Annotated in this window: 19 protein-coding genes; 11 read left to right on the top strand and 8 right to left on the bottom strand. The window is 74.6% G+C overall.

Annotated elements, in window-relative coordinates; translation table 11 throughout:
- Positions 1 to 42 precede the first annotated feature (42 nt).
- The 4 genes from ABZ714_RS24100 to ABZ714_RS24085 all read left to right on the top strand — a co-directional run bounded on the left by ABZ714_RS24100 (position 43) and on the right by ABZ714_RS24085 (position 5,642).
- The gene (locus tag ABZ714_RS24100) at positions 43 to 1,389 is read left to right on the top strand and encodes a 6-phospho-beta-glucosidase (RefSeq protein WP_358827379.1); all 1,347 of its coding nucleotides are present in this window, start codon (positions 43 to 45) and stop codon (positions 1,387 to 1,389) included.
- 69 nt (positions 1,390 to 1,458) lie between these two features.
- Entirely contained in the window at positions 1,459 to 3,843 is a 2,385-nt protein-coding gene (locus tag ABZ714_RS24095) for an FHA domain-containing protein (protein WP_358827378.1), read from the top strand.
- A 9-nt stretch (positions 3,844 to 3,852) separates the two neighbouring features.
- Positions 3,853 to 4,602, top strand: a complete 750-nt coding sequence (locus ABZ714_RS24090) for a hypothetical protein (protein ID WP_358827377.1) — start codon at positions 3,853 to 3,855, stop codon at positions 4,600 to 4,602.
- The gene (locus ABZ714_RS24085; protein WP_358827376.1) at positions 4,599 to 5,642 is read left to right on the top strand and encodes a serine/threonine-protein kinase; all 1,044 of its coding nucleotides are present in this window, start codon (positions 4,599 to 4,601) and stop codon (positions 5,640 to 5,642) included. The genes ABZ714_RS24090 and ABZ714_RS24085 overlap by 4 nt, the downstream gene beginning before the upstream one ends.
- A gap of 319 nt (positions 5,643 to 5,961) precedes the next feature.
- On the opposite strand, the gene ABZ714_RS24080 is transcribed toward ABZ714_RS24085, so the two are convergent.
- Positions 5,962 to 7,170, bottom strand: a complete 1,209-nt coding sequence (locus ABZ714_RS24080) for a streptophobe family protein (protein ID WP_358827403.1) — start codon at positions 7,168 to 7,170, stop codon at positions 5,962 to 5,964.
- A gap of 337 nt (positions 7,171 to 7,507) precedes the next feature.
- Here ABZ714_RS24080 and ABZ714_RS24075 point away from each other — a divergent pair, with 337 nt between their 5' ends.
- Entirely contained in the window at positions 7,508 to 8,800 is a 1,293-nt protein-coding gene (locus tag ABZ714_RS24075) for a DUF6777 domain-containing protein (RefSeq protein WP_358827375.1), read from the top strand.
- A 71-nt stretch (positions 8,801 to 8,871) separates the two neighbouring features.
- On the opposite strand, the gene ABZ714_RS24070 is transcribed toward ABZ714_RS24075, so the two are convergent.
- From ABZ714_RS24070 to ABZ714_RS24060, 3 genes are all read right to left on the bottom strand, one after another.
- Complete coding sequence (locus ABZ714_RS24070; protein WP_358827374.1) at positions 8,872 to 9,747, bottom strand: GNAT family N-acetyltransferase; 876 nt, start codon at positions 9,745 to 9,747, stop codon at positions 8,872 to 8,874.
- Between the two features lie 84 nt (positions 9,748 to 9,831).
- The gene (locus tag ABZ714_RS24065; protein ID WP_358827402.1) at positions 9,832 to 11,286 is read right to left on the bottom strand and encodes an amino acid permease; all 1,455 of its coding nucleotides are present in this window, start codon (positions 11,284 to 11,286) and stop codon (positions 9,832 to 9,834) included.
- 383 nt (positions 11,287 to 11,669) lie between these two features.
- Positions 11,670 to 12,623 (bottom strand): hypothetical protein, encoded by a 954-nt coding sequence (locus ABZ714_RS24060; protein ID WP_358827373.1) that lies wholly within the window; start codon positions 12,621 to 12,623, stop codon positions 11,670 to 11,672.
- Positions 12,624 to 13,234: 611 nt separating this feature from the next.
- Here ABZ714_RS24060 and ABZ714_RS24055 point away from each other — a divergent pair.
- Complete coding sequence (locus ABZ714_RS24055) at positions 13,235 to 13,660, top strand: DUF6299 family protein (RefSeq protein WP_358827372.1); 426 nt, start codon at positions 13,235 to 13,237, stop codon at positions 13,658 to 13,660.
- A gap of 38 nt (positions 13,661 to 13,698) precedes the next feature.
- On the opposite strand, the gene ABZ714_RS24050 is transcribed toward ABZ714_RS24055, so the two are convergent.
- Positions 13,699 to 16,263 carry a SpoIIE family protein phosphatase gene (locus tag ABZ714_RS24050; RefSeq protein WP_358827371.1) on the bottom strand — a complete coding sequence of 855 codons (2,565 nt, stop codon included), beginning with the start codon at positions 16,261 to 16,263 and terminating at the stop codon, positions 13,699 to 13,701.
- A gap of 393 nt (positions 16,264 to 16,656) precedes the next feature.
- Here ABZ714_RS24050 and ABZ714_RS24045 point away from each other — a divergent pair, with 393 nt between their 5' ends.
- From ABZ714_RS24045 to ABZ714_RS24035, 3 genes are all read left to right on the top strand, one after another.
- The gene (locus ABZ714_RS24045) at positions 16,657 to 17,580 is read left to right on the top strand and encodes a MurR/RpiR family transcriptional regulator (protein WP_358827370.1); all 924 of its coding nucleotides are present in this window, start codon (positions 16,657 to 16,659) and stop codon (positions 17,578 to 17,580) included.
- Between the two features lie 469 nt (positions 17,581 to 18,049).
- Positions 18,050 to 18,475: a hypothetical protein gene (locus ABZ714_RS24040; protein ID WP_358827369.1), complete on the top strand. Its 426-nt coding sequence runs from the start codon at positions 18,050 to 18,052 to the stop codon at positions 18,473 to 18,475.
- 250 nt (positions 18,476 to 18,725) lie between these two features.
- A complete protein-coding gene (locus ABZ714_RS24035; RefSeq protein WP_358827368.1) occupies positions 18,726 to 20,132 on the top strand; it encodes an MFS transporter in 1,407 nt (468 codons plus the stop codon).
- A gap of 435 nt (positions 20,133 to 20,567) precedes the next feature.
- Here ABZ714_RS24035 and lnt read toward each other — a convergent pair whose 3' ends face one another.
- The gene (lnt, locus tag ABZ714_RS24030; RefSeq protein ID WP_358827401.1) at positions 20,568 to 22,103 is read right to left on the bottom strand and encodes an apolipoprotein N-acyltransferase; all 1,536 of its coding nucleotides are present in this window, start codon (positions 22,101 to 22,103) and stop codon (positions 20,568 to 20,570) included.
- A 196-nt stretch (positions 22,104 to 22,299) separates the two neighbouring features.
- Here lnt and ABZ714_RS24025 point away from each other — a divergent pair, with 196 nt between their 5' ends.
- Positions 22,300 to 23,343 carry an O-antigen ligase family protein gene (locus ABZ714_RS24025; RefSeq protein ID WP_358827367.1) on the top strand — a complete coding sequence of 348 codons (1,044 nt, stop codon included), beginning with the start codon at positions 22,300 to 22,302 and terminating at the stop codon, positions 23,341 to 23,343.
- 435 nt (positions 23,344 to 23,778) lie between these two features.
- Here the strand turns inward: ABZ714_RS24025 and ABZ714_RS24020 are convergent, their stop codons facing one another.
- Both ABZ714_RS24020 and ABZ714_RS24015 read right to left on the bottom strand, forming a co-directional pair.
- A complete protein-coding gene (locus ABZ714_RS24020; protein WP_358827366.1) occupies positions 23,779 to 24,339 on the bottom strand; it encodes a hypothetical protein in 561 nt (186 codons plus the stop codon).
- Positions 24,340 to 24,435: 96 nt separating this feature from the next.
- Positions 24,436 to 25,272, bottom strand: a complete 837-nt coding sequence (locus ABZ714_RS24015; protein ID WP_358827365.1) for an aspartate/glutamate racemase family protein — start codon at positions 25,270 to 25,272, stop codon at positions 24,436 to 24,438.
- On the opposite strand from ABZ714_RS24015, the gene ABZ714_RS24010 reads away from it, so the two are divergent.
- A complete protein-coding gene (locus ABZ714_RS24010; RefSeq protein ID WP_358827364.1) occupies positions 25,271 to 26,485 on the top strand; it encodes a glycosyltransferase in 1,215 nt (404 codons plus the stop codon). The genes ABZ714_RS24015 and ABZ714_RS24010 overlap by 2 nt on opposite strands.
- Positions 26,486 to 26,524 lie beyond the last annotated feature (39 nt).

Here is a 26,524-nt window from a genome sequence, read left to right as displayed (position 1 = left end):
CGACCAGTCCCCCCGCCACCACCGCGCCCCGGAGGTGACGGCATGAGGCTCGCGCTCCTGGGCGGCGGCGGGTTCCGGGTGCCGCTGGTGTACGGTGCCCTGCTCGGCGACCGGGCGGAGGGCCGGATCACCGAGGTCGTCCTGTACGACGTCGACGCCGGGCGGCTCGCCGCGGTGGCCCGGGTCCTCTCGGACCAGGCCGCCGGTGTGCCGGACGCGCCCGCCGTCCGGGTGACGACCGATCTCGACGACGCGCTGCGCGGCGCGGACTTCGTCTTCTCGGCGATCCGGGTCGGCGGTCTCGCGGGGCGGGCGGCGGACGAGCGGATCGCGCTGGCGGAGGGCGTACTCGGCCAGGAGACCGTGGGCGCGGGCGGGATCGCGTACGGGCTGCGGACCGTGCCGGTGGCCGTGGAGATCGCCCGCAGGACGGCCCGGCTGGCGCCGGACGCCTGGGTCATCAACTTCACCAACCCGGCGGGTGTGGTCACCGAGGCGATGGCCGCGGTGCTGGGCGACCGGGTGATCGGGATCTGCGACTCACCGGTCGGGCTGGGGCGCCGGGTGGCCCGGGTGCTGGGGGCCGATCCCGGGTCCGCCTTCGCCGACTACGCGGGCCTCAACCATCTGGGCTGGCTGCGGGGGCTGCGGGTCGGCGGCCGGGACGTACTCCCCCGGCTGCTGGCGGATCCGGCGCTCCTCGGCTCGTTCGAGGAGGGCAGGCTGTTCGGCCCGGAGTGGCTGCGGTCGCTGGGCGCGATCCCCAACGAGTATCTGCACTACTACTACTTCAACCGGGAGACGGTGGCCGCCTACCGGAGCGCCGAGCGGACCCGGGGCGCGTTTCTGCACGAGCAGCAGGACCGGTTCTACGCGGCTATGGGGCGGCCGGGGGACGCCCCCGCGCTGGAGACCTGGGACCGGACCCGGGCCGAGCGGGAGGCGACGTACATGGCGCACAACCGGGAGGCGTCGGGCGCGGGCGAACGGGACGCCGCCGATCTGGAGTCGGGCGGCTACGAGCGGGTGGCCCTGGCGCTGATGCGGGCCGTCGCCCGGGACGAGCGGGCGACCCTGATCCTCAATGTCCGCAACCGGGGCACCCTGCCGTCGCTGGACGACGAGGCGGTGGTGGAAGTGCCGTGCCTGGTCGACGCGAACGGCGCGCATCCGGTCGCGGTCTCCCCGCTGACCGGGCACGCGGCGGCGCTGGTGGGCGCGGTGAAGGCGGTGGAGCGGGAGGTGCTGGCGGCGGCGGAGTCCGGGGCCCGTGACCGGGCGGTGGCGGCCTTCGCGCTGCATCCGCTGGTGGACTCGGTGGCGGTGGCGCGCCGTCTGGTGGACGCGTACACGGCCGCTCATCCGGGTCTCGCGTATCTGAGAGGCTGACGGGGCCCGCGGGCCGTCGGCAGGCGGTCCGGCGGGCGCCGGGTCGCGCCCGCCGATAAAATCGGGGGCATGGGCGAGCGCCATATCGCGCCGACCGCCCCCGAACTGCTCATCGAGACGGCCGCCGGGTCCACGGTGATGCGTCCGGGCCGGACCTATCACGTCGGACGCGACCCGCTGTGCGAGATCGTGCTCGACGACGACCGCGTCTCCTGGCACCACGCGGTGCTGCGCGCCGACGACGGTCACTGGACCGTCGAGGACGAGGAGAGCACCAACGGCACCTACGCCGACGGCGTCCGGATCCGGGCCCGGGACGTGGGCGCGGGCAGTGAGCTGCGGTTCGGCAGTCTCGCCGACGGCCCCCGCGCGGTCCTGGTGGACCACGCGGAGCCCCCGCCGCCGACCCGGGTGGCCCCACTCCCCGGTACACCCAGCACGTCCGGTGTACGGGATTCCGCGCCGGCCGCCACCGGTACGTTCCGGCAGCCGACGTCGGTCCGGCCCCTGCCCGCCAGGACCGTACGGATCGGCCGGGCCCCGGAGAACGATCTCGTGGTCGACGATCTGACGGTCTCGCGGCACCACGCCGAGTTGCGGACCCGGCCCGACGGCTCCTACGAGATCGCCGACATCGGCTCCCACAACGGCACCTTCCTCAACGGTGTCGCCGTGTCGGTGGCCGCCGTCGGCGAGGGCGATGTCGTCGGTATCGGTCACTCCGCGTTCTGTCTCGTCGGTGACGAGCTGCGGGAGTACGTCGACACCGGCGAGGTCAGACTGGACGTACAAGATCTGACGGTGGCCGTGGAGAAGGGGCAACGCGTCCTCGTCGACGGGCTGTCGTTCCCGGTCGCCGAGAAGTGTCTGCTCGCCGTCGTCGGCCCCAGCGGCGCGGGCAAGTCGACCCTGCTGAACGCGCTCACCGGGCTGCGGCCCGCCGACGGCGGCACGGTGCTGTACGACGGCCGGGACCTGTACCGGGACTACGCCGAGCTGCGGCAGCGGATCGGGCTCGTACCGCAGGACGACATCCTGCACACCCAGCTGACCGTACGGGCCGCCCTCGGCTACGCGGCCGAGCTGCGGTTCCCGCAGGACACGGCGAAGGAGGAGCGGCGGGCCCGGGTAGCCGAGGTGATCGGCGAACTCGGTCTCGGCGAACGGGCCGACCAGCCAGTGCACCGGCTCTCGGGCGGGCAGCGCAAGCGCGTCAGTGTGGCGCTCGAACTGCTGACGAAGCCGTCGCTGCTCTTCCTCGACGAGCCGACGTCGGGTCTCGACCCGGGTATGGACCGCTCGGTGATGCAGATGCTGCGGGCCCTCGCCGACGACGGCCGGACCGTCATCGTGGTGACGCACAGCGTCCTCAGCCTCGATGTCTGCGACCGGCTGCTGGTGCTGGCGCCCGGCGGCCGGATCGCCTACTACGGGCCGCCGGACGAGGCGCTGGGATACTTCGGGCACGAGCGGTGGCCGGAGGCGTTCGAGGCGTTCGAGAACGACCGCGACCGGGACTGGGCGGGCGCCTACGCGGCATCGCCCTACCACCGCCGCTATGTCGAGGACGCTTCGGCGCAGCCGGTGCGGTCCGGGCCCGTACCGCAGGCCGGGACGGCCCCGGCGCCGCCGCCGAAGCCCCGCCGCTGGGGCGCCCAGCTGTGGACCCTGGTACGGCGGTACACGGCGGCGCTCTCCGCCGACCGGACCTTCCTCGCCGTGATGATCGCCCTGCCGTTCGTGATGGGCGCCATGGCCCGGGCCCTCGCGGGCAGCGCCCTGACCCGGGAGACCGCGATGAACGCCCTGCTGATCCTCTGTGTCGGCGGGGTGCTGACGGGGGCCGCGAACGCGGTCCGCGAGCTGGTCAAGGAGCGGGCGATCTACCGGCGGGAGCGGGCGGTGGGGCTCTCCCGGTCGGCGTATCTGATGTCGAAGGTCGTGGTGCTGGGCACGGTGACGGTACTTCAGGCGGTGGTGCTCACCCTGGTCGGTCTGGCGGGGGTACGGCTCGACGCGCCGGGCGGCCGGGGCGTACTGCTGCCACCGCTGCTGGAGCTGGTGCTCGCGGTGGCGCTGCTGTCGTTCACCGCGATGATGCTCGGTCTGCTGATCTCCGCCCTGGTCCGCAAGGAGGAGGTGACCATGCCGCTGCTGGTGCTGCTGGCGATCGTGCAGGTGGTGTTCTGCGGGGCGCTGCTGAGACTGGACGGGCTGCCGGTGGCGGAGCAGCTGGCGTGGCTGGTGCCGTCGCGGTGGGCGCTGGGGGCGATGGCGGGCACGATCGGGCTCTCCCGGCTGGTGCCGGGCACGCTGACCGCCGATCCGCTGTTCGAGCACTCCACCGCGGTGTGGCTGACCAATATGGGCATGATGCTGGTACTGGCCGTGCTGTACGGCTGGCTGGTCGCCCGGCTGCTGCGCCGCCAGGAGCCCGCCGTGATGCGGAAGTAGGCACCGCGTATGTCCGAGGAGTTCAGCCCCACGCATGTGGTGCCGCCGGGCGGGCTGGCCGCCTTCGAGACCGCCGGTACGGACCGGCCCACGGCGTCGCTCGACGCGCTGCTCCCGGTACGGCTGGCCGACCGCACCGGCGACTGGGGTCGGATCGTCTGCGCCAACGGCTGGTCCGCCTGGGTGGACGGCCGGCTGCTGGTGGCGGTTCCGCAGCCGCCGCCCGCGACGGGTCGGCCGCTGACCCGGACGGCCGACCAGCGGCCCCAGCTCGCCCGCGCGGGCGAGGCCGTCGGCCGCTACCGGGGCGCCGCCGACGACCTCGCGGCGGGCCGGATCGACCGGGCCGCGTTCCGGGACCGCACCCGGGGCCTGCGGGCGGGAGTGGTGATCGACGGCGAGTCGGTCTGGCTGTACGACGCCGAGCACGAGCGGTGGGTGTACGGCGACGGGATCCGGCTGAGTACGTACGCGGCGACGGGCGCGCCCCGGACGCCCCCGGAGTCCGGCGGGCCGGACGGTACGCCGAACGACACGGCGGACGGCACAGCGGACGGCCCGGATGCAACGGCGGGCGGGGAGACCCGGGTGGCCGGGGCGCCGGGCGACGGCGACCGGCCGGGTGGGACGGCGTCCGCGAAGACGTCGGAGAAGACCACGGCCGCCGATGCCGCCGACACCCCGGGCGGGTCGGGAGCCGCGCCCACCCGGGCCGTGGGGGCGGAGCCCGCGACCCGCCCGGACGGTGAGGGCCGATGACGGCCCCGGACGGCGGACCGGAGGACACCGCCGCCGGGCCGCCGCCCGCGTCCGGCGCGGCACCGGAACACCCCTCGGGCCTGGTGACCGATCTCGCGGGCCGCAGAATCGCGGACTACTTCATCGAGGAGGAGGTGGGCCGGGGCGGTATGGCGGTCGTCTACCGGGCCAGGGACCTGCGCCTCGACCGTACGGTGGCCTTGAAACTGCTCGCCCCCGAACTCGCCCGCAACGACACCTTCCGGCAGCGGTTCGCCCATGAGTCCCGGGTGGCCGCGGCCATCGACCACCCCCATATCGTGCCGGTGTTCGAGGCGGGCGAGGCCGACGGGCTGCTCTACATCGCCATGCGGTTCGTCCCCGGCCAGGACCTGCGCACCCTGCTCCGCCGGGAGGGGCCGCTGCCGGTCGCGACGGCGGGCCGGATCGCCGCGCAGACCGCGTCGGCGCTGGACGCGGCGCACCGGCACGACCTGGTCCACCGCGATGTGAAACCGGGCAACGTACTCGTCGCCGAGGGCACCGACAGCGACCACCCCGAGCACGTCTATCTCACGGACTTCGGACTGACGAAGAAGTCGCTCTCCCTGACGGGCTTCACGACGGTCGGCCAGTTCGTCGGCACGCTGGACTACGTGGCACCGGAACAGATCTCGGGGCGGCCGGTCGACGGGCGCTGCGACGTCTACGGGCTGGCGTGCGTGGTGTACGAGATGCTGGGCGGCGCGCCGCCGTTCCAGCGGGAGGACGACATGGCCCTGCTCTGGGCCCACCAGTTCGACCCGCCACCACCGCTGACAGCCCGGCGCCCCGACCTCCCCGGGGCGGTGGACGAGGTGATGGCCCACGCGCTCGCGAAACTGCCGGACGACCGGTACGGGTCGTGCGGGGAGTTCGTGGCGGCGTTGCGGGCGGCGGCGGGGCGGGGGGCGACGCGCCTGGTCACGACGGCGCCGCCGCGGCCGGTGCCGGGCGGGCCGGCGCCCCCGCCGGCGCCCCCGCCCTGGGCCCGCCCGGCCTTCCCCGGCCTCCCTTCGTAGCCCCGCGCCGCCTGGGCCCTCCGGGTGAGCTCCACAACCCGGGTCGCGTCCGGCAACCTGATGTTGTCGGCGGTCCGCGGGCCGCCTGTGGCCGTTCGCGCAGTTCCCCGCGCCCCTGGTTGCCCTTCTCACCGCCCTCGTGAAGAGGCCGGGTCCCCATTTCAGGGGCGGGGCCGGGGAGAGCATTTAGGGGCGCGGGGAACTGCGCGACAAGCCACAGACGAGCCGCGGACCGCCGACAACATCAGGTCGCCGGGCGCGGCGGTGCTCCGAGGACCGGCAACAACCAGGCGGGAGCCAAGCGCGGGAGCCCGCAGGGTCAGGGTGCCTCGGGCGCGGGGGCGCGGCGGCGGGACGCGGCTGCCAGGAGACCCGTCGCCACACCCCAGAGCGCCGCCGCGAGCAGCGCCGTCCACCAGCGGGGCAGCAGCTCGACGTGCCCGGCGAGACCGCCGCCGACGTCGCCGAGGCCGAGCAGCGACAGCCCGTATCGCGCGTCGATCCGGCAGAGCAGACAGACCGTGAGCACGGTCAGGACGAGGCCCGCTGCCATCCGCAGTCCGTGCTGCCACGCCCGGGTGCCCGCCGGGGAGCGCCGCGCGGCGACGATCGCCGCCGCGACCACCCCGACGGCCGCCGCGACCAGCAGCCACCATGCCGCGCTCTCCTCCGACGCGAGGTTGCGCAGGTCGAGGGTCGTACCGCCGGGGGTGCGCAGTACGGTGTCCAGGGCGCGGGGTACGGGCAGCCCGAACGGGCCATCGGCGGTGCCGTCCCAGACGGCGCCGAGGCCGAGGGTGAGGGCGAGCCAGGCCAGATTGGGCAGGCCGAGCAGGATCACCGCGAAGGTCTCGGCCGGGTGGCCCCGGGTCGCCGCGGTGACGAGTCCGGCGACGAGGCCCAGGGCGACGTACGCCAGCAGCAGGAGCACCATCGCGTGGGCGACGGGCCGGACGGGCGCGAGGGGGCGTACCAGCCGGGCGGGGACGGCGGCGCCGTACGAGGCGAGCAGGGCCACCACCAGCAGGGCGGCCAGCCAGAGGAGCCCGTGGAGCAGGCTCAGGGGCACGTCGGCGGCGAATCCGGCGGACGCGGTGATCCCGAAGATGTCCCCGATGTCGGCGATCGTGCCGCCGGGCGTGAGGTCGAAGGTGTGCCGTGCGGCGGCGGCGAGTCCGACCAGGACGACGGCCCACAGCACTGCGAGCCTGGCGGCCCAGGCGGCGAGTTCACGGGCGCCGACGACGGCGTGCAGCCGCAGGGGCCGCAGGAATCCACGGGCGAGGGCGAGGGCGCCCGCGAGGGTGACGGAGAGGGGGACGACGTCGAGTGTGCCGCCGCCGACGGCGAGGGGTCCGGCGGAGCCGGTGAGTTCGACGGTGCCGCCCGCGCCGAGGACGGCGACGGCGGCGACGACGCCGGGGAAGGAGCCGTCGGGCAGGTCGGCGGCGCCCGCGGCCCACAGTCCCAGCGCGGCGGTGACGACGAGCGCGACGAGTCCGGCGGCGACGGCGAGGAACGCCTGGATCCAGCCGTAGGGGGTACGGCCCGCGGGGAAGGGGGCCGGGCGGCGGCGCCCGGGCTCCGGCTGCTGGGTCACGTCGTCACGCTATGCGGCGGTGGCGCCGCGCGCGCGCCGGGCCGGGCCGACGGCGTAGCGCCGACGGCCCGTCCCGGCTTGCGGGCGGTTCGCGGTGGACGCACACAATGGGCTGCGGACACGCCCCGGGGCGGCCGGGAAGCCCGGCGCGCCGGGTACGGCCCGCCCGGCGGCGCGCTGTCCCCGGGCCCGGTTCCCGTACCGCCCGGCACCCCGGCGTCCGTCCGCGAGTCCGATCGATCTCCTCCGAGCAGGGGTGGAGCACGTGAGCGCCGAACCGCCGCCGTCCGAACGTCCCACCGGTCCGCCGTCCGGTCCGCTCGCCGGGCCGGACTCCGCGCCGCCGCCGACCCGGGTGTCGGAACAGGTCCCGGCCGGGCCTTCGGGCCCCGGCGACGACAACGGGGACCGGTACGGCGGCGGAGGCGGCGGCGGAGGCGGCGGAGGCGACGGCGGAGGCGACGGCGGCGGGCCGGGGAAGCCGGAGGGCCCGGGCGACGGCCGGAGCGGCCCCTGGTGGCGATCGGTGCCCCGGGTCGCGCTGCTGAGTCTCGGGGTGGCCGCCGCGGTCGCCGTGGTCCTGGTCCTCACTCTGCCGGACGATTCGGACGAGCCGGGTTCGGGGGCGGGTGCGTCGGGGGAGATCTTCCTCCAGCCCGCGAGCGCCACCGGTCCCGATCCGTATACGGCGTCGTCGGCGAAGGTGAGCACGCCGCCGTCGCAGACGGCCCAGCCGTCGGGCCCGCCGCCGGACAAGAACGAGGTCCGTTCGGTGTCGGGGGCGACCCCGGGTCTGTACAGCGGGACGATGAACCGGCCGAGTTGCGACGTCGAGGCGCCGATCGTTCAGCTCTCCGCCGACGGGGCGAAGAACGCGGCCTTCGCCGGGGTGCTGGGAGTCGAGCCGAACGCCGTCCCGGAGTATCTGCGTTCGCTGACACCGGTTCAGCTGCGGATCGACACCCGGGTCACCAATCACGGCTGGCGCGACGGCGCGACGACCTCCTACCAGGCGGTCCTCCAGGCCGGAACGGCGGTCCTGGTCGATCCCAAGGGCGTACCGAGGTTCCGCTGTACCTGCGGCAATCCGCTCACCCCGCCGGTGGCACAGTCGGGTACGCCCCGTACCGAGGGCGACGCGTGGCCGGGCTACTCGGCCGACCGGGTGGTGTTCGTGAAGCCGGCGGCGAAGGATCTGAACGAGCTGACGGTCATCGCCCCGGACGGGGGCTGGTTCACCCGGCCGACGGGGTCCACGGGTTCGGCCGACCGTCCGACGAAGCCCCCGGAGCAGAAGCTGCCGTCGTCCCCGCCGCCGTCGGACGAGCCGTCCGGTGCGAAGTCGCCCTCCGAATCGCCTTCGACGTCGCCGCCGAAGCCGGATTCGTCGCCGCCGCCGTCGCCGCCGTCCTCGAAGCCCGCGGAGCCCGGGTCGTCGCCTCCGGAGGAGTCGACCCCGGGGCAGGTGTCACCGCCGCCGGAGTCGCCGCAGCAACCCGAGCAGCCGTACTCCCCGGGCGGCACCCCGGCTGCCCCGGACACCGGGGCGGCGAGCTGAGCCGGCGCTCCCCGGCCCGGCCGGACCGCGGGGGCCGGGCCGGGCCGGGAGCCCGTTACGGGGTGCTCCGGTCAGCCCAGTTCGAGGCTGGTGACCCCGAAGACCCGCTCCGTACGGACGGCGGGCGCCGGTCCCGTGTACATCCGGGTGGTGGGGAACTGGGCCGTCAGCCCCCGGTCGGCGGCGAGCGCCGCGCCTTCCCGGTGGGGTTCGGGGACGTCCACGGCGACCGCTTCGCCCTCGGCGATCCCGGCGGTCAGGCTGTCGAAGAGGGCTTCGGCGTCTTCGGTGGTGTCGGCGAAGAGGGGGCCGATCCGGTGGGCTTCGCGGCCCGGCCTGATCGCCCCGTAGCCGGTGATCCGGCCCCGGTCGAGCCGGGCGTAGGCGGTGTGGCCCGGCGCGGTCAGCCAGCGGGCGACGAAGGCGTCCCGCTCGGCGGGGAAGCAGGTCCGGTCGTACGCGCCGATCGCGGTGAGCAGATCGGCGGTGACCGGTACGACTCCGGGCGCGATGCCGCCGCCCCGGCGGGGGACGCCGCCGTACCGGACGGTGTCGTACGCGGCGCCGAAGCCGGAGCGCTCGTAGTTCCCCTGCTGGGCGGGGACGGCGTCGAGGCCGATCAGCCGGGTACCGGCGTGCGGCAGGGCGGCGCGCCAGGTCGCCAGACCGATGCCGCGGCCGCGCAGTTCGGGGCGGACGAGGTAGTGGCCGAGGAAGGCGTAGTCGGCGCCGTAGCGGACGATGGAGACGGCGGAGACGACGGCGCCGTCGATCCGGCCGACGAAGAAGCCCTCGGGGTCGGTGGGATGGAAGCAGGCGGCGTCGCCGTCGCCGGGGTTCCAGCCCTCGGCGGCGGCCCATTCGGCGATCCGGCGCCACTCCTCCAGAGTGGCCGGGGCGACGGTGAGGTCGGTGGTGTCCTGGATTCCGGTGAGGGGCTCGGTCATCTGCGGTGCGTCCCTTCAGGGGGTGGTTGCTGGGAGGTCGGGAGGTCGGTGTCCGGTGCGGCCCGTGCCCCGGTGGTCGGCGGGTCAGATCAGGTCCATCGCGGCCACCTCGTCGGGGCTGCCGTAGCTGACCGGCCCCGAGAAGCGCCGCCGGGCGGTGGCGAACCACCACACGGTGGCCACCAGGACCACCGCGACCAGGGCGATCGGAGCGTAGTTGAAGGTGGTGGGGGTGATGGGCAAGGCGTGCGGAAGAACGAAGAGGACACTGCTCAGTCCGATCCAGAGGACGGCGATCCGGGCCACCGGCACACCCCATCGGCCCAGGTTCCAGGGGCCGGGCCGGAATTCGTCCTTGAGCCGTAGCCGCAGAAAGATCGGGATGCCGTAGGCGAGATACATGCCGACGACATTGACGCTGATGATGGCGGCGAAGGCGGTATGGGACCAGGTGCCGGGCACGGTGAGGAGGAAGGAGCATCCGGCGGCCAGCCAGACGGCGTTGACGGGAGTCCGGGTCCGGGGGCTGACGGTGTGCCAGCGCCGGGAGCCCGGCATCGCGCCGTCCCGGGAGAAGGCGAAGATCTGCCGGGCGTTGCTGGTCATGTTGGCGAGCCCGCAGAACAGCATGGAGCCGATCACCACGAGGAGCAGCAGTCCGGCGGCCCCGGTCCCGATCCCGTCGACGAGGACGCGGACGGGGGGCGCGGAGGCGGCGGCCGTGGCGGCGTAGTCGTCGATGGAGTAGACGAGGGCCAGCATCAGGGCGAGTCCGGCGACGGCGGACCAGGCGATGGCCCGGACGATGCCGCGCGGGGTGTTGACGGTGGAGCGGACGGTCTCCTCGGACATGTGGAAGCTGCCGTCGAAGCCGGTGTAGGTCCAGCTGGTGACCAGCAGGCCGAGGAGCGCGGCGTAGACCCCGCTGGTGAAGCCGGTGTCGTTGACGAAGTGGGTGATGAAGGCGGGTGACCGGTGTCCGTCGGGGATGACGACGAGACAGCCGACGATCAGGGTCACCCCGCCCGCCAGCCACCAGACGGAGACCCGGGTGACCACGACGACCAGGTCCACGGTGTAGGTGTTGGCCAGGGCCTGGGCGAGCAGGATGACGGCGGTGATGGCGACGGTCCGGGGGCCGGTGGGTTCATAGGCCGGGTGGCCGAGGGCGATGAACGCCTGGATGAAGGTGGCGGCGGCATAGGCGGTGGCCGCCGTACCGCCCACCTGTCCCACGAAGTTGAGCCAGCCGGTGAACCAGGACCAGGCTCCCCGGTGGTTTCTGGCGAGCTTCCCGGCGGCGAAGTAGAGCGCGCCGCTGGTGGGGTAGGCGGAGGCGATCTCGGCCATCGCCGCGCCGACGAACAGCACCATCACGGAAACCGCTATCCATCCCGCGACCAGGATCAACGGGCCGCCCGCCGCCATTCCGTAGCCGAAGGCGGAGAAAATTCCGGAGATGACATTGATGATGGTGAAGGAAATGGCGAAATTGTCGAAGGCGCGAAATCTCCGGGTGAGTTTGCGCGGATATCCCATGGCGTGCAGGGTGGCGTCGTCGTCGAGGGCGACGGTCCCGTCGTCGCGGTGACGATTCCTGCGCCGGACGGCTGCGATGCTCTCCGGCACCGGCGGCCCCTTTCCGAAGTTTCCCGAAGTTCCCGAATTCTCGTGCGGCCCCATGGAGTTCCGGGGCGGTCCCGGGCCCGGCCGGGGCATCCGGTACCGGTCGCGGCCCGGCGGGCACGGACGGGTACCGGGCCGTCGGCCGTGCCGGCGGTACGGCCCCGGGCCGCCGGCCGAGCCGTACGGACACCGGTCCCGGCCCGGGCGGCGGGCGTCGCCGGTCCGGACCGTGCGCCCGGCGCGTTCCGGCTCCGGCTCCGTCAACAGGGCAGGGCGTCCTCGGGCGTACGGTCCGCTCATCCGGCGGGTACCGGCAGGCCCAGGGTCCGCCGGGCCCTGGTGAGCTGGTCGCTGGGTTCGCCGAAGGCGCTCCACGGCATCCGCGCGGCGTACGGTCCCATCGCCGTCAGCACATCCCGCGCCTCCGTCTCCTGGCGGCTCATGTAGAGGGCGTGGGCGAGATAGGAGAGGTCGAGGACGGGGGTGAAGCGGTAGCGGGGCACCTCGGGCAGCCAGTGGCGGTGGCCGTGGAGGGCGGTGGCCACCCACTGCGGCCGGCGCCAGGCCCGGTGGGCGAGCAGCGACGAGGGGTCGTACTCCTCGGCCAGGGCGACCAGCGGCAGCAGCCGCAGCGCGGAGCTGACGGGGGCCCGGTTGCTGAGGAAGGCGGCGACGTCCCAGCGGGCGCTGGCGGTGCCGCCGTAGCGGGCGAAGAAGAAGGCCAGAAAGCGATGGTGCGCCTCGCGGTTCCAGGGGTCGAGCCGCAGTACGCGGGCGAGCAGCGGCCAGGGGCCGGGAGGCGCGGTGAGAAGTCCGGTGGGCGCCGGGTCGCGGGGGCGGCGGATCCGGGCGAGCGCCAGATGGACCACCCAGGGGGTGGGGTCGCGGGGGTTGAGCCGGGCGGCCCGTTCGCAGGCACCCTCGGCGATGCCGAGCAGGGTTCCGGCGTGCCGGGCTCCGGCGTCGTCGGCGCGCAGCGCCCTGAGCATGGCGACCCGGGCCCACAACAGGGCGGACTCGGGGCCCGGTTCCTCGGCGAGCCACCGTTCGGCGAGGTCGGAGTCGGCCGCCTCGGAGGCCAGGACCAGGGAGCGGTGGGCCCGGGTCCCGAAGTCGGCCCGGGTCTCGCGCAGGGCGCGTTCGGCGCCGAGGTAGCGGCCCGCCTTGACGTCGATACAGGCGCGGGCCAGCCGACGGTCGTCGGCCGCCGGATGCCAGACGTACTGTCCCCCGAAAGACCCGGCAGGCACGTTCCCCTCCCCCGTCGCCCCTGACGCCACCGCCTCCGGCGCGCATTCCGGTGACGGGCCCGGTCACGGCCGTCGGAATGCGGCCGGTTCCCCGTGGATCACCGGCGGCGGGACCACACCCTACTCATCAACAAGTGGCGGAGAAAACACTCGTCCGGGTAACGGATGCGTTCTTCACCCCGAAGAGGTCGGTGACGGTGGCCGGTTCCGGCATATGCCACCACCGCACGCCACCAGCCCCTTTACCATGCGCCACAGAGGATTCCCCAGAGTTTACCGAGCAAACTCACCCGAAGGAGGGGATCGCCGTCTTTATCTCCGTCCGTTCCCGGCGGCGTTTGGCCAATTGGCGACTTGACCCGGAGTGAGCCTCCGCTCCGCCGCTCCGGCACCCGGCGCGGCCCCGGGGTCCGGGGTCGGCGGGACGGCGGCCGGCGCGCCCCGGGGGCGATCGGTTACGGACGGTCGCCGATGGCCGGATCCACCGGGTCCCGGGGGTAGCCGAACGGGACCGCCGTTCGGCCGATCCCGCGCGCCGGGATCATGATCAAACGATTCGCCCGGCGGTGTGGCCCGTCGATACCGGCCCGGTCCGGGCTCGTTGTCCGGGCATGATCAACCCTCGCCGCGCCGCGGTTCTCCCGACGCTCGCCCTCACGGCCGCCCTGACGGCCGTTCTGCTGCCCGGTACCGCCCGGGCCCAGTTCGCCCCCGCGCCTCTCACCGTCGCCGCCACCGCCGGGCTCGCCGCCGACGGCTCGGTGACGCTCACCGGTACGTACTACTGCGCGCCCGGCTCCGGGCCCGTCCTCCTCGACGGCGAGGTGGTCCAGGGCGACCGGCGGGCCGACTTGGACGGCATCCTCGCGGTCTGCGACGGCCGGCTCCGCGCCTGGAAGGCCACGGGCAGCCCCGCGTCGGGTTCGTTCGAGCGCGGCGCGGCCCGGGGCGAGGCCGTGCTGATGGAGCTGTCGAAGGGGCTGCCGTTCCCGGTCGGCGTACGGACCGCGGAGAGGGCGATCACGCTGACCCGCTGACCCACCGGGGCGCCGGGCCGCGCGGCCCGGCGCCGCCGTCACTCCCACCGGGTCGCCAGCAGCAGCGCGATGTCGTCCGGGCGGTCCTCCGCCTGGCGCGCCTCCCTGATCAGCCGGTTGGCGACCTCGGCCAGGGGGTCGTCGCCGTGGTCGGCGAGGGCGGCGCGCAGCCGCTCGATTCCGGTGTCGATATCGGCGCCCGCCTGTTCGACCAGGCCGTCCGTGTAGAGGGCGAGCAGCGCGCCGGGTTCCAGCGTCAGTTCGGTGACGGGGTACGAGGCGGCCGGGTCGACCCCCAGGACGACACCGCCCGCCAGATCGAGGACTTCGGTTCGCCCGTCCGGGTGACGCAGCAGCGGCTGCGGATGTCCGGCCCGTACGGCCTGGGCCCGGCCGGTCGCCGGGTCGAGGAGCAGATAGACGCAGCTGGCGAACTGGCCCGGGTCGAGGTCGATCAGCAGCCGGTTGGTGCCGCTCATCACCTCGGCGGGGTCGTGGCCGCCGAGGGCGAAGGCCCGCAGGGCGCTGCGGAGCTGGCCCATGGTGGCCGCCGCGGCGACACCGTGTCCCTGGACGTCCCCGATGACCAGGGCGATCCGGTCGCCGGTCTCCACCACGTCGTACCAGTCACCGCCGACGTCCATGCTCTGGGTGCCCGGGAGATAGCGGCCGACGGTGTCGACGTGGTCGAGGACCGGGAGCCGGTGCGGCAGCAGGGCGTCCTGCAGCCCCCGGGCCAGGGCCGCCTCGGTGTCGTACCGGCGGGCCCGCTCCAGGGCCTGGGCGATCAGCCCGGCGAGGGCCGTGAGGACGGCACGCTCCTCGGCGGAGAAGTCGCGCGGCTGGTCGAAGCCGAGGATGCAGGATCCGACCGGCCGCCCCGAGGCGATCAGCGGGAGGAAGGCCCGGGCGCCGACATGGGCGTCGAGGGGGATCCCGGGATAGGCGGCGGCCAGATGCTCCATGGACTCGAAGAAAATGGGGCGGCCGGTGGTCAGGGTCTCGACCCCGGGCAGTCTGGCGTCCAGGCCGACGCCGTCGAACCGGTCGAGGAAGCCCTGCGGGAAGCCGGTCTCCCAGGCCAGGAAGAGATGGCGCTCGTGGAGCAGGTAGATCGCCAGCTGGCGGCCGCCGAACGCGGGCAGCAGTTCGTCGGTGACGACGGCCGAGACCTGGCGGGCGGTGACGGCCTCGGTCAGGGCGATGGCGAGGGCCACCGGCCGGTAGAGGCCGGTGGACCGGCCGGTCAGGGCGCCCAGCGGCCCGGCGGGACGGTCGCCCGGCGGCCCGGCCGGGGAGCCGATCGGCCGCTCCGCGGGGTCGAGGGTGACGGTGACCCCGTCGTGGCCCGAGTACAGGGTCACCTGGAGCCAGCCGTCGTCGCCCCGGCGGGCCGTGAACGAGACGGGCGCGCGGGCCATCAGGGCGGCCCGGAAGTGGTCCTCGTAGGCGGGGTCGGCGAGCCAGGGCAGGGCCTCCCAGAGCACCCGTCCCGCCAGTTCGGGGCGGCCCCGCCCGAGCAGGGTCTCGGCGCTGTGGTTGGCGTAGGTGACCCGGCCGAGCCGGTCGAGCGAGAGCATGCCGCGCGGCAGCCGGTCGCTCGCCTCGGTCACGGCCTGCCCCGAGCCGAGGTCGACGAGGAAGCCGTGGAGTACGGCGGGACCCGCACCCGGCCCCGGCGCCCGGGTCGGGGCGCCGCCCGCCGGGCCGGACGGGGCCGGGAAGGCCACCGGGCCGCCGTGACCGGGCGGGGACTCGGGGCGGACCGGTGTGACGGAGAGTTCCACGAGATGTGCCCGGCCGTCGACCCCGCGCAGCCGGATCCGCCGGGCCTCGGCGCCGTCCGCCTCCCACGCCCTGCGGGCGATCGCGCGCAGCCCGAGGCCGTCCTCCGGGGTCAGCCGGTCGGTGAAGGCCGCCAGGGTGCCCGGGAAGTCCTCCGGGCCGTGCCCCAGGATGCGGCAGAACAGGGCGTCCCCGGTGACGGCGTCGGTCCGGAGATCCCAGGTGAAGTGACCGATCCGGACGGGCGGGGCGCTGAGCGACGGCAGCTGCGCGGAGAGCGGATCGGCGGTCCATACGACGTCCGTGCCGCCGTCCCGGAGAGCGTCGAGCGCCGCGCCGAGCCGACGGGCCGCCTCGTGCATCCGGCGGCGGTCGCCGTCGACCACGGCCCGGCCCGGGGTGGCCGTACGCAGGACGGCGAGCACCCCGTACCGCTCGGGTCCGTCGCCCACCGGCGCGTAGAACCCGCTGAACGGGAACGGCAGGCTCACCATCAGCTGCGGGAAACGGCGCATGGCCTCCTCGGCGTCCGCGAGATACACCGGACGCCCCGACCGGAAGACCCGGGCGGCGGGGAAGGGCCGGTTCAGATGCACCCGCCACCACGGGCGGAAGAGCCGGCTGGGCAGCCCGGCCATCACGGCGAGCCGCAGCAGCCCCTCCGTACCGGACCGCAGGTAGACACCACCGGAGAAGCCGCCGACCGCCTCCGTGGCCCCCACGGCGGCCTCGGCCAGCAGAAGCTCCAGCTCCGTCGGTGTGCCGGGGGCGGCGGGGGGCCGCTGGGGGGTGTCCCCGGTCGCGCCGTGCGAGGTCACACAGCCAGCATGCCCGCGGGGCGCGCGGGGCGCGCGTCGCGCGGGCAGGGGGTGGTCCGGCCGGGGTGCGGGCCGGCCGCGGGCGGTCTCCGCGGCCCGGGCCCGGTTTCCCGCACGGCCCGGGGAGGAGGCGGCCTCCGGGCCGGGTGTGCGGTGCTTCCTCCGGAGGAGTTCCGACCGCGGACCGTCCGTGGCCGCTCGCGCGGTTCCCCGCGCCCCTGGGATCCTCGCGGCGCCCCGCAGGTGGCCGGCCCCTCGAGGGGTCCGCCGCGGCGTCCGTCGCGAGGGCGGCGGCTACCGTCCGGTATCCGAGATGGTGCGCCGTCGCACCCCTGGTGCGCCCCGTGGACTGGGCTATGTTGAGCGGGAGCGGGACGAGAAGGAGTGACACCGGTGCCATCAGATCAGCGGGCACGCGCACAGGCGTCTGCGATCACGCCGGGAGGGCGGGAGCCCGCCGACGAACCCGCCCCGGCGGACCGCGTCCTGGCGCTCTTCGGCGGACACCGGCTCTCGCCCGGCCAGCGGCGGATCGCCCGGTACATCACGGACCATCTCACCGAGGCGGCGTTCCTCTCGATCACCGATCTCGCGGACCGGGTCGGGGTGAGCCAGCCGTCGGTGACCCGGTTCGCCGGGTCCGTCGGGTTCAGCGGCTATCCGGCCCTCCGCGAGGCGCTGCAGCCGATCGCCCTGAACGCGATCGCGGGGATCACGCAGACCCGTGAGGAGATCCGCCGCAATGAGCTCCAGGCGGCGGTCGACGCCGAGATCGAGAATCTGGAGAGCCTGCGGCGGCTGCTCGCCGACACCGACCGCGTCCTGGACATCGGCCGCGAGCTGGCCCGTTCCGTTCCGCTCACGGTCCTCGGCCTGCGGATCTCGGTCTCCCTCGCCGAGTACTTCGCCTACGCGGCCCGCCGGATCCACCCCGATGTCCGTACGGTCACCCGTGGCGGGAGCGTGGCCTACGACGCCCTGCTCCAGTCCCGGGAGGCGGGCGGTACCTGGGTGCTGGCCTTCGCCATGCCCCGGCACGCCAACGAGACCCTGGCCGCGATGCGGGCCGCCCGTACGGCCGGGCTGAAGGTCGCCCTGATCACCGATCTGCCGCTCGGACCGCTCGCGGACGAGGCGGACGAGACCCTGGTGACCGCCACCGGGTCCCGGCTGGTCTTCGACTCGTACGCGGCACCGGGCGTGCTGTCGGCCGCCCTGCTCCAGGCGATGGCGGACGCTGATCCGCAGCGCACCCAGACCCGGCTCGAAAGCTATGAACACGCGGCCGAGCAGCACGACTTCTTCCTGGACGACTGAGCACCGACTCGTCGCGGCCGGGGACGGGCGCCCCGAAGCCGGTTCCCGCACAACGTCCCGTCGGAACAACCCTGTTGGACATTCCCCGACCAACCGGACTGCATGAAAATTTTCTTACCCTTGCTTACTCGACGGTATATATATTTACTTCAGGGGGTGGCCCGGAGATCAACCGGATCGATCGGATCCCGTGACCGGTCACGCCCCGGGAAGGCCGGCCGCCCGCGACCATGCAGACGTACCACCGCGCCACCGGCCCCCTCCCCTCCGGCGCACCCCGCGCCGCGCAAGAACCGGGCATCGCGCCCTGACGCACTCCTCCTCGCGTCCGCACCGCGATGTCCCGTACGGGCCTCCGTCCCCTCGGAAGCCCACCCGGCGGCCTCGGCCGACCCCTGGGCCGGGGCCGCCAGAACCCTCCCGGTCGGCCGCCCGCCGCCCCGGACCCGTCACGGCTGGAGCGACGACGATGCCCCGGACCACCCCACCGGCCTCCCCTGACTGGCCGCTCCAGGTCGCCGCGCCCGGCACCCCCGAATGGGAGCGCACCGCCACCGGCTGGCTGCGGACCCTGGTCCCGGCGCGGTACGCGGCATATCCGACACTCACCCGCCACCCCGTGGTTCTCGCCCGGCACGCCCAGCTCCAGCTCCAGCACGAGATCAGGGCCGTACGCGCCGGACTCCAGACCTCCCGGGCCGAACTGCCGACGCTCGGCGTCTCGCCGCGGATCGCGGAGAGCGCGATCCTGATGTACGCGGCCGAACTGGACCAGCTCGACCGGCTGGCGCGCGGGGTACGCCTGGTGACCGCGGCGCTCGTCGCCGACGCCCGGCACCGGACCGAGGCAGCCGCGACCGGACCGTCCGGCCGCCGGGGGCGCGCGGCGGTCTGACGCGCCCGCGCGCACCCGCTTCACCTCCGCCCGGCGTACCGACACGGCGCGCCGGGCGTACGCATGCCCGGCCCCCACCTCCATCGCCCCTGCTCGGCGGCGTCCGGGACGGACCCGGCCGCCCTCCCCCGGCCCCGGAAGAAAGATCTCCGTCCCCACTTGCGCATTCGATACCCCCTAGGGGTATATTCCTTCTCGCCCGAGGGGGATACCCCCGAGGGGTATGGAACTCATAGAGGAGGGGACGGGCATGCCAACCGTCAATCCACGGCGCTGGTGGGCACTTCTGGTGCTGGCCACCGCGCAGTTCATGGTGATCATGGACACTTCGATCATCGGTGTGGCGCTCCCCGAGATGCAGCGCGATCTCGGGTTCGCGCCCGAGGACCTCCAGTGGGTCTTCAACGCCTATGTGATCGCCTTCGGCGGACTGCTGCTCCTGGGCGGCCGCCTCTCCGACCTGCTCGGAGCCCGCCGGGTCTTCATCAGCGGCTGGGTGGTGCTGATCGCGGGATCGGTGGTGGCCGCCGCCGCGACCACCGCCTGGGTGGAGGTCGTCGGCCGCGCCGTACAGGGCGTCGGCGGCGCGCTGATAGCCCCCGCGTCGATGACGCTGCTGATGATGCTCTTCGGACACAGCCCGAAGGAGCTGGGCAAGGCGATGGCGCTCTACGGTGCCGCCGCACCGGCCGGCGGCACCGCCGGAGTCTTCCTCGGCGGAGTCTTCACCGAGTGGGCAAGCTGGCCGTGGATCTTCATCATCTACGTCCCGATCGGCCTCGCCACCCTCGCCGCCGCCGGGCTGCTGCCCGCCGCCGCGCCGCGCCGGGGAGCCGTCGACGTCCTGGGCGCCGCCGCCGTCACCGCCGGTCTGGCCCTCGCGGTCTTCGCCGTCGTCCGGGCCCCCGAGATCGGCTGGGGCGCCACCGCCACGATCCTCCAGCTGATCGGCGCGGCCGTCCTGCTCGGGCTCTTCCTGGTCATCCAGAAGTCGGTCCGCACCCCGCTGATGCCGCTCGGCATCTGGCGGACCCCCGGCCTCGGCATCTCCAACCTCGGGATGGCGCTCCTGGGCGCCGCGTGGATCCCGATGTGGTACTTCCTCAACCTCTACCTCCAGCAGGTCCTCGGCTACGGGGCCTTCGCCAGCGGCGCCGCGCTGCTCCCGATGACGGCGCTCCTGATGGTCTTCATGACCCTGATCACCGCACGGCTGCTGGGCCGATGGGGTGCCAAGCCGCTGATCTCCGGCGGACTGCTGGTCCTCGCGGCCGGGCTGCTGTGGCTCTCCGCGATCGAACCCACCGGCAGCTTCCTGGTGGACGTACTACCCGCGTCGCTGGTCGCGGCGGTCGGCATGTCGCTCGCCTACATCCCGGCGATGATGGCCGCGATCTCCGGCGCCCAGCAGGAAGAGGCCGGACTCGCCTCCGGCATCGTCAACACCACCTACCAGGTCGGCTCCGCCCTCGGACTGGCCGCGCTCACCGCGGTCGCGACCTCCCAGGGCGCCGGGAAGCTGGGCGACCTGCCCGCCCTCACCGACGGCTTCAGCGCCGCGTTCGTCGGAGCGGCGGCCGTCGCGGCGGTCGGCGGAGTCCTCACCGGCGTCCTGATGCGGGGCGGCGGCCGGGCGACGGCGGGAGGTGAGGGCTGATTGCCCCCGGGTAGCCAACGCCGACGACGCGCCCCGTTACCCCCTCCTCCACGACCCGGCCCGCGCCCGGTCGTGGAGGAGTTTTCACGCGATATGCCGCCTCGGCCCTCCGGGTGAGCTCCCCGACCCGGACCGCGCCCGGCGCCCTGATGTCGTCGGCGGTCTGCGGACCGCCTGTGGTTCTTCGCGCAGTTCCGCCCCCTATGCCTTCGGCCATGGGGGGACCCCCAGCGCCACCTGGGTTGCCCTCCTCGACGCCCTCGCAAAGAGGCCAGCCCCTCCCCAAGGGCGGTGCATTTCCCGGGGGGCAGCGATCGGAAGAGCATTTGGGGACGCGGGGAACCGCGCGAACGGCCCACGACAGCGCGCGGTCGACGAACAACCCCGGACACTCACCCTCCCCTCCCCGGGAGGGGCTCCAGCACCAGGAACCCCTCAGCCGGAGGCGCCCCGACGGGACCGGGCGCCGCGCGTCAGGGACCAGCCGAGGCCGCCCGCCGCCGCCAGCGCCAGCGCCAGTTCGGGCCATGCGCCCGCCCGCGTCGCCGGGGTCAGGGACGAACGCAGCGGCACCTCGGCGACCAGCGCGCCGGGCGTGAAGAGCTTCGTCCGCTCGACGACCTCGCCGTCCGGCATGATCACGGCGCTGACGCCGCTGGTGACGGGAACGACGACGGTTCGGCTGTGTTCCACGGCCCGGATCCGGTCCATGGCGAGCTGCTGGTAGGTCATCTCGCTCCGGCCGAAGGTGGCGTTGTTGCTCGGTACGGAGATGAGCTGCGCGCCGTTGGTGACGGTGTCCCTGGCCATGTCGTCGAAGGCGGCCTCGAAGCAGGTGACCAGCCCGACTTTGGTGCCCGCGAGATCGAAGACGCCGACCTTGTCGCCGGGGCCGAAGTCGCGGCGGACCCGGTCCACGTCCTTGCTGAAGAGCCGGACGAAGGACCGCATCGGGATGTACTCGCCGAACGGCTGGACGTGCCGCTTGTCGTAGGTGTTGACGGGACCCCGCTCGGGGTCCCATTCGATGAGGGTGTTCCGCAGCTTCCCGGTCTCGGGGGTGATGACGGCGCCGACGACGGTGGGGACGCCGATCGCCTTCACGGCCCGGTCGATGACCATCCGGGCGTCTTCGTTGGCGTACGGGTCGATGTCGGAGGAGTTCTCGGGCCAGAGGACGAAGTCCGGCTGGGGTTCCCTGCCCGCCTTCACATCGGCGGCGAGTTGTTCGGTCCGGCGTACGTGGTTGTCGAGTACGGCGCGCCGCTGGGCGTTGAAGTCGAGGCCGAGCCGGGGGACGTTGCCCTGGACGGCGGCGACGGTGGCCGTACCGTCTTCGGCGGCGGTGTCGATCAGCGGGCGGGCGGCGACGGCGGCGGTCGCCGGGACGAGGACGGCGAGCAGCGCCGCGGCGAGCGGGCCGCGCGGCAGAGGCCCGCCGCGTCGCCGGTGGGCGAGGATCCGGCGCCCGGTCTCGTAGAGCCCGAATCCGCACAGGACGACCGCGAAGCCCAGGACGGGCGTGCCGCCGAGGGCGGCGAGCGGCAGGAACACGCCGTCGGCCTGGCCGAACGCGATCTTGCCCCAGGGGAAGCCGCCGAAGGGCACCCGGGCGCGGGCTGCCTCGCCGAGGATCCAGACGGCGGCGGCCCAGACGGGCCAGGCGGGGAGCCGGGAGACGACGGCGATCCCGGCGCCGGTGGCTCCGATGAACAGGGCTTCCACGGCGGCGAGGGCGACCCACGGCACCGGGCCGACGTCTTCCCCGGTCCAGATCAGCAGCGGCAGCAGGAACGCGAGCCCGGCGAGGTAGCCGAGGCCGAATCCGGCGCGGGCGCGTCGGCCGCGCAGTGCCCAGCCGAGGAGGGCGAAGGCGGGCAGCGCCAGCCACCACAGGGGGCGCGGCGGAAAACTGAGATAGAGCGCGGCGCCGGCCACCAGCGCGGCCCCGGGCCTGAGCAGCCGCGCCAGGGGGTGCGGCGGCGCCGGGTCGGGCGCGGTCGGTTCGGTCGGGGCGAGGGTGGCGGTCACAGCGGCGAGTCTACGGGAGGGGGGTATGGCCTTCCCGGGCCCCCGGCCAGGTCGGGGCTGGATCGGGGGCGGGGCGACCACTACGGTGAACGCGGCGGACGACGGGGACCGCCGGAGTACGGCTCGGGGGGTCGGCATGATGACGGCTGCGCGGGGGGAGCGCACCAGTACGGCGGACGGCGTGGGGATGGCGGTGCTGGGTGCCGCCGTCGGCTGGGCGCTGGTGAGCGCGGCGGGCCGGCAGGCCGGTCCGGAGGGGGTACTGCTCGCGGTGGTCGCCGTCGCGGCGGGGTACGCCTGCGGCCGGATGTCGGGCGCGCTGGTCCCGGTGGGATCGGCGACGGCGGCGTCCCTGGCTCTGCTGGGTCTCGCGGTGCTTTCGCCTGAGGGGGTGCCGGGGGTGAACGCTCAGTCCCCGGTGGAACCGGGCGACACGGGCGCGGCGGCGGCGCTGCTGGCGGTGAGCGCGGGGGCGGCCTGCTGTGCGGCGTCGGCGGCGCGCCGGCCGGGGACCCGGATCGTACTGCGGGTACTGGCGGTGGGTGTGGTGGGTACGGCGGTGGGACTGGGGTCGGCGGCCGGGGTCGCGGCGTCGGCGGCGGTGGTGCTGTGCGCGGTCGCGGTGTCCGGGCACCGGCGGCGGGCGGCGGCGCTGGCCGGGCTCGCCCTGGTGACGGTGGCGGTGGCGGCGGTGTCGTGGGCGGTGGCCGAGGACGCCCTGCCGGACGGTCCGGCGGAGTACGCGCGGACCCAGCTGACGGAGAACCGGGTGGCGCTCTGGCGGGACGCGGTCGCCCTGGCGGAGGAGGAACCGGTACGGGGTGTGGGGCCGCAGCGGTTCGAGCATCTGAGCGCCACGGCGCAGCAGACGACGGGTTCCGACGGCAAGCCGCATTCGGCGCTGTTCCAGCAGACCGCCGAGCAGGGGCTGGTGGGGGCGGGGCTGCTGGCGGCGGCGTACGGCTGGCTGCTGTACGGCCTGTGGCGCTCGCCGCGGCCGACTCCGGTGGTGCTGAGCGCGGCGGCGGCGCTGACGGCGCTCGCGGTGCTGGCGCTGCTGGGCAACGCGCTGAGTTTCGCGCCGGTGACGGCGGGGGCGGGGTTGTTGGCGGGGCTGGCGACGGCCCGTCCGCCGGGGTCGCCCCGCGCGTCCCGCGCCTTGCCGGCGCGGGTCGCCTGACGCGCGGGGCCCATGCCCCCGCGGACCCGCCTCCCGTAGCGCCTCGGCACTCCTGCGCACCGCCCCGAACCCGGGCCGCGCCCGGCGACCTGATGTTGTCCGCGGTCTGCGGACCGCCCGTGGCTTGTCGCGCAGTTCCCCGCGCCCCTGAATGCTCTCCCCAGCACCGCCGCTGAGAAGGGGCTACCCGCCTCTCTACGAGGGCTGCGAGAAGGGCAACCCAGGTGGCGCAGGGGGTCCCCCCATTGCCGAAGGCATAGGGGGCGGAACCGCGCGGGCAACCACCGACCGCGCGTGGTCGCCCGACAAGCTTGCCCGGCTGGGCGAAGGGCGTGGGCCTCACCGGGAGTACCGAGACGCTGGAGCCTCATCGCCGATGGCATGGGGGCCGGGGCCGGGGAGGCGCTCCCACCTGGGGCGCTCCAGAAGTGGCCGTCACACCGGGTGCGGGCGCGGCGTCAAGCGGTCGCGGATCGCGCGGACCGCCGACTCCGCGTCGTCGACCGTGACGGTGAAACGGAGCCCGTCACCGAGGGTGACCACGATGCCCTCGCCCCGGCGGACGACGACCGCCGTGCCCTTCTCGGGGCGCCAGCGGTAGCCCCAGCCGCCCCATTGCCGGGGTGTGACGCTGGGGACGACCTCGGCGTGGACGACGGTGGAGAGCGGGATCCGGCGGCGCGGCAGTCCGATATGGCCGCAGCGGATCTCCACGGCGTCGCTGTCGACGGTCACGGCGACATGGACGAAGGCCAGGGTGCCGTAGAGCATCAGCAGGCCCGCCGCGACACAGCCGACCACGGACATCACGAGCGCGACGACACCGGAGGTCCAGTCGGCGACGACGGCCAGTTCGATCCCGAGGGCGAGACAGGCGGCGCCCGCGACGGCGAGCAGCCACTGGACACGGTTGGTCGCCCGGCCCGTCCATACGGCGGGGACGGGTTCGGCCGCCGCGCCCGGCTGCTCGGGCGGTTCGGGGAAGTGGTCCCTCATGCGAAGCAGGGTAACCGGCATCGGACCGCGTGGCAGGGGGTCCGGGGCGAGGACCACACCGGCGCGTGACGCCGCCGGAGGTTGATGTTCCGCAGGTCAGCGGGTGGGGACGGTGGTGAGCAGCCGATGGGCCTCGGCGTACTCCAGCGCCTCGGGCGGCAGCGTGTCGACGGCCGTACCGCTGAGGACGACGGTGGGTTTCCCGGCGGGCGCGGCACCGGGTTCGGGCGTTGCTCCGATCCGGCGAAGGGCCTGGGCGGCGACGGCGGCGGCGGAGCCGTGGAGGGTGACGGGGCGGCCGACGGCGGCCCGGATGCGGTCGGCGACGAGTTCGTAGTGGGTGCAGCCGAGGACGATGTCGGTGACATCGGCGGGGGTCAGGGCCGCGGCGGCGGCGACGGCCTGGGTGATGCCGGGGCCGTCGGCCCACTGGATCACATCGGCCAGGCCGGGGCAGGGGACCTCGGTGACGGCGGTCCCGGCCGCGAATTCGCGGATGAGTCCCCGCTGGTAGGGGCTGCCGGTGGTGGCGGGGGTGGCCCAGATGGCGACGGAGCCGCCGCCCGCGGCGGCGGGCTTGATCGCGGGGACCGTGCCGATGACGGGGATCGCGGGCTCCAGCTCGGCCCGGAGTACGGGCAGGGCGTGGACGGAGGCGGTGTTGCAGGCGATGATCAGCGCGTCGGGCCGGTGGGCGACGGCGGCGCGGGCGGTGGCGAGCGCGCGGCGGGCGATGTCCTCGACGGGACGGGGTCCCCAGGGCAGTCCGTCGGGGTCGGAGGAGAGGACGAGTTCGGCGTCCGGCCGCAGTCCGCGCACGGCGGCGGCGGCGGGCAGGAGGCCGATCCCGGAGTCCATGAGCGCGATCTTCACCCGGTCACCATAGTCGACGGAGCGTGCCCGGCCGGTCCCGTGGGGCAGACTGCGGCGCATGAGCGTCCTCGCCGCGATCGCCGTCGTGTCCCTGCTCGCCTGGGGGTGGCTGCTGCTGGCCCGGGGGTTCTTCTGGCGGACGGATCAGCGGCTGCCGTCCCGGCCCAATCCCGGGCGCTGGCCGGATGTGGCGGTCGTCGTCCCGGCCCGGGACGAGGCGGGGGTGCTGCCGCTGAGTCTGCCGTCGCTGCTGGCGCAGGATTATCCGGGGCGGGCCTCGGTGGTGCTGGTGGACGACGGCAGTACGGACGGTACGGGTGAGCTGGCGCGGGCCCTCGCCGACGAGTGCGGCGGGCTGCCGCTGCGGGTGGTCCGTCCGGGTGAACCGGGGCCGGGCTGGGCGGGCAAGGTGTGGGCGTTGCGGGCCGGGATGGCGCCGGCCCGGAGCGGCCCGGTGGACGACGGAAGCGGGGACGGAAAGGGGAGCGGGAGGCCGGAGTATCTGCTGCTGACGGACGCGGATATCGCGCACGCGCCGGATGTGCTGCGGTCGCTGGTGGCCGCCGCCCGGGCCCATCGGCTCGATCTGGTGTCGCAGATGGCCCGGCTGCGGGTGGCGGGCGGCTGGGAGCGCCTGATCGTGCCCGCGTTCGTCTACTTCTTCTGTCAGCTCTATCCGTTCCGGTGGGTGAACCGGCCGGGGGCGCGGACGGCCGCGGCGGCGGGTGGCTGTGTCCTGGTGTCGGCGGTGGCGGTGGAGCGGGCCGGGCTGCCGGACGCGATCCGGCATGCGGTGATCGACGATGTCGCCCTGGCGCGTGCGGTCCGGCGGTCGGGGGGCCGGATCTGGCTCGGTCTGGCGGAGGGGGTGGTGAGCGTACGGCCGTATCCGCGGCTGGCGGATCTGTGGCGGATGGTGTCCCGGAGCGCCTACGCCCAGTTGCTCCACCATCCCCTGTTGCTGCTGGGGACGGTGCTGGGGCTGCTGTTGGTGTACGTGGTTCCGCCGGTGGCGCTGCTGGCGGGAGTGGCGGCCGGTGATCCGGGGGCGGTGTGGGCGGGTGGCGCGGCCTGGGCGGTGATGGTGGGGACGTATCTGCCGATGCTCCGCTACTACCGGGTGTCGCCGCTGCTGGCGCCGGTACTGCCGGTGACGGCGCTGCTCTATCTGGGGATGACGGTGGATTCGGCGGTCCAGCACTACCGGGGGCGCGGCGCGGCGTGGAAGGGGCGGGTGTACGCCCGTCCCGGGGCGGCGCCCGAGGAGGGGTGAGGCGGGCGGGGCCGCGACCGGGTGCCGCGGCCCGTAACG

The organism is Streptomyces sp. NPDC006798, from assembly GCF_040635975.1.
GTDB lineage: Bacteria > Actinomycetota > Actinomycetes > Streptomycetales > Streptomycetaceae > Streptomyces.
Note: the sequence above shows the minus strand (reverse complement) of the source record. Positions and strands in the feature narration are given on the sequence as shown.

Coding starts and splice junctions, on each gene's coding strand:
- ABZ714_RS24100 (WP_358827379.1), top strand. CDS start 43: ATGAGGCTCGCGCTCCTGGGCGGCGGCGGGTTCCGGGTGCCGCTGGTG.
- ABZ714_RS24095 (WP_358827378.1), top strand. CDS start 1,459: ATGGGCGAGCGCCATATCGCGCCGACCGCCCCCGAACTGCTCATCGAG.
- ABZ714_RS24090 (WP_358827377.1), top strand. CDS start 3,853: ATGTCCGAGGAGTTCAGCCCCACGCATGTGGTGCCGCCGGGCGGGCTG.
- ABZ714_RS24085 (WP_358827376.1), top strand. CDS start 4,599: ATGACGGCCCCGGACGGCGGACCGGAGGACACCGCCGCCGGGCCGCCG.
- ABZ714_RS24070 (WP_358827374.1), bottom strand. CDS start 9,747: ATGACCGAGCCCCTCACCGGAATCCAGGACACCACCGACCTCACCGTC.
- ABZ714_RS24065 (WP_358827402.1), bottom strand. CDS start 11,286: ATGGGATATCCGCGCAAACTCACCCGGAGATTTCGCGCCTTCGACAAT.
- ABZ714_RS24055 (WP_358827372.1), top strand. CDS start 13,235: ATGATCAACCCTCGCCGCGCCGCGGTTCTCCCGACGCTCGCCCTCACG.
- ABZ714_RS24040 (WP_358827369.1), top strand. CDS start 18,050: ATGCCCCGGACCACCCCACCGGCCTCCCCTGACTGGCCGCTCCAGGTC.
- ABZ714_RS24035 (WP_358827368.1), top strand. CDS start 18,726: ATGCCAACCGTCAATCCACGGCGCTGGTGGGCACTTCTGGTGCTGGCC.
- ABZ714_RS24025 (WP_358827367.1), top strand. CDS start 22,300: ATGATGACGGCTGCGCGGGGGGAGCGCACCAGTACGGCGGACGGCGTG.
- ABZ714_RS24020 (WP_358827366.1), bottom strand. CDS start 24,339: ATGAGGGACCACTTCCCCGAACCGCCCGAGCAGCCGGGCGCGGCGGCC.
- ABZ714_RS24010 (WP_358827364.1), top strand. CDS start 25,271: ATGAGCGTCCTCGCCGCGATCGCCGTCGTGTCCCTGCTCGCCTGGGGG.
- ABZ714_RS24015 (WP_358827365.1), bottom strand. CDS start 25,272: ATGCGCCGCAGTCTGCCCCACGGGACCGGCCGGGCACGCTCCGTCGAC.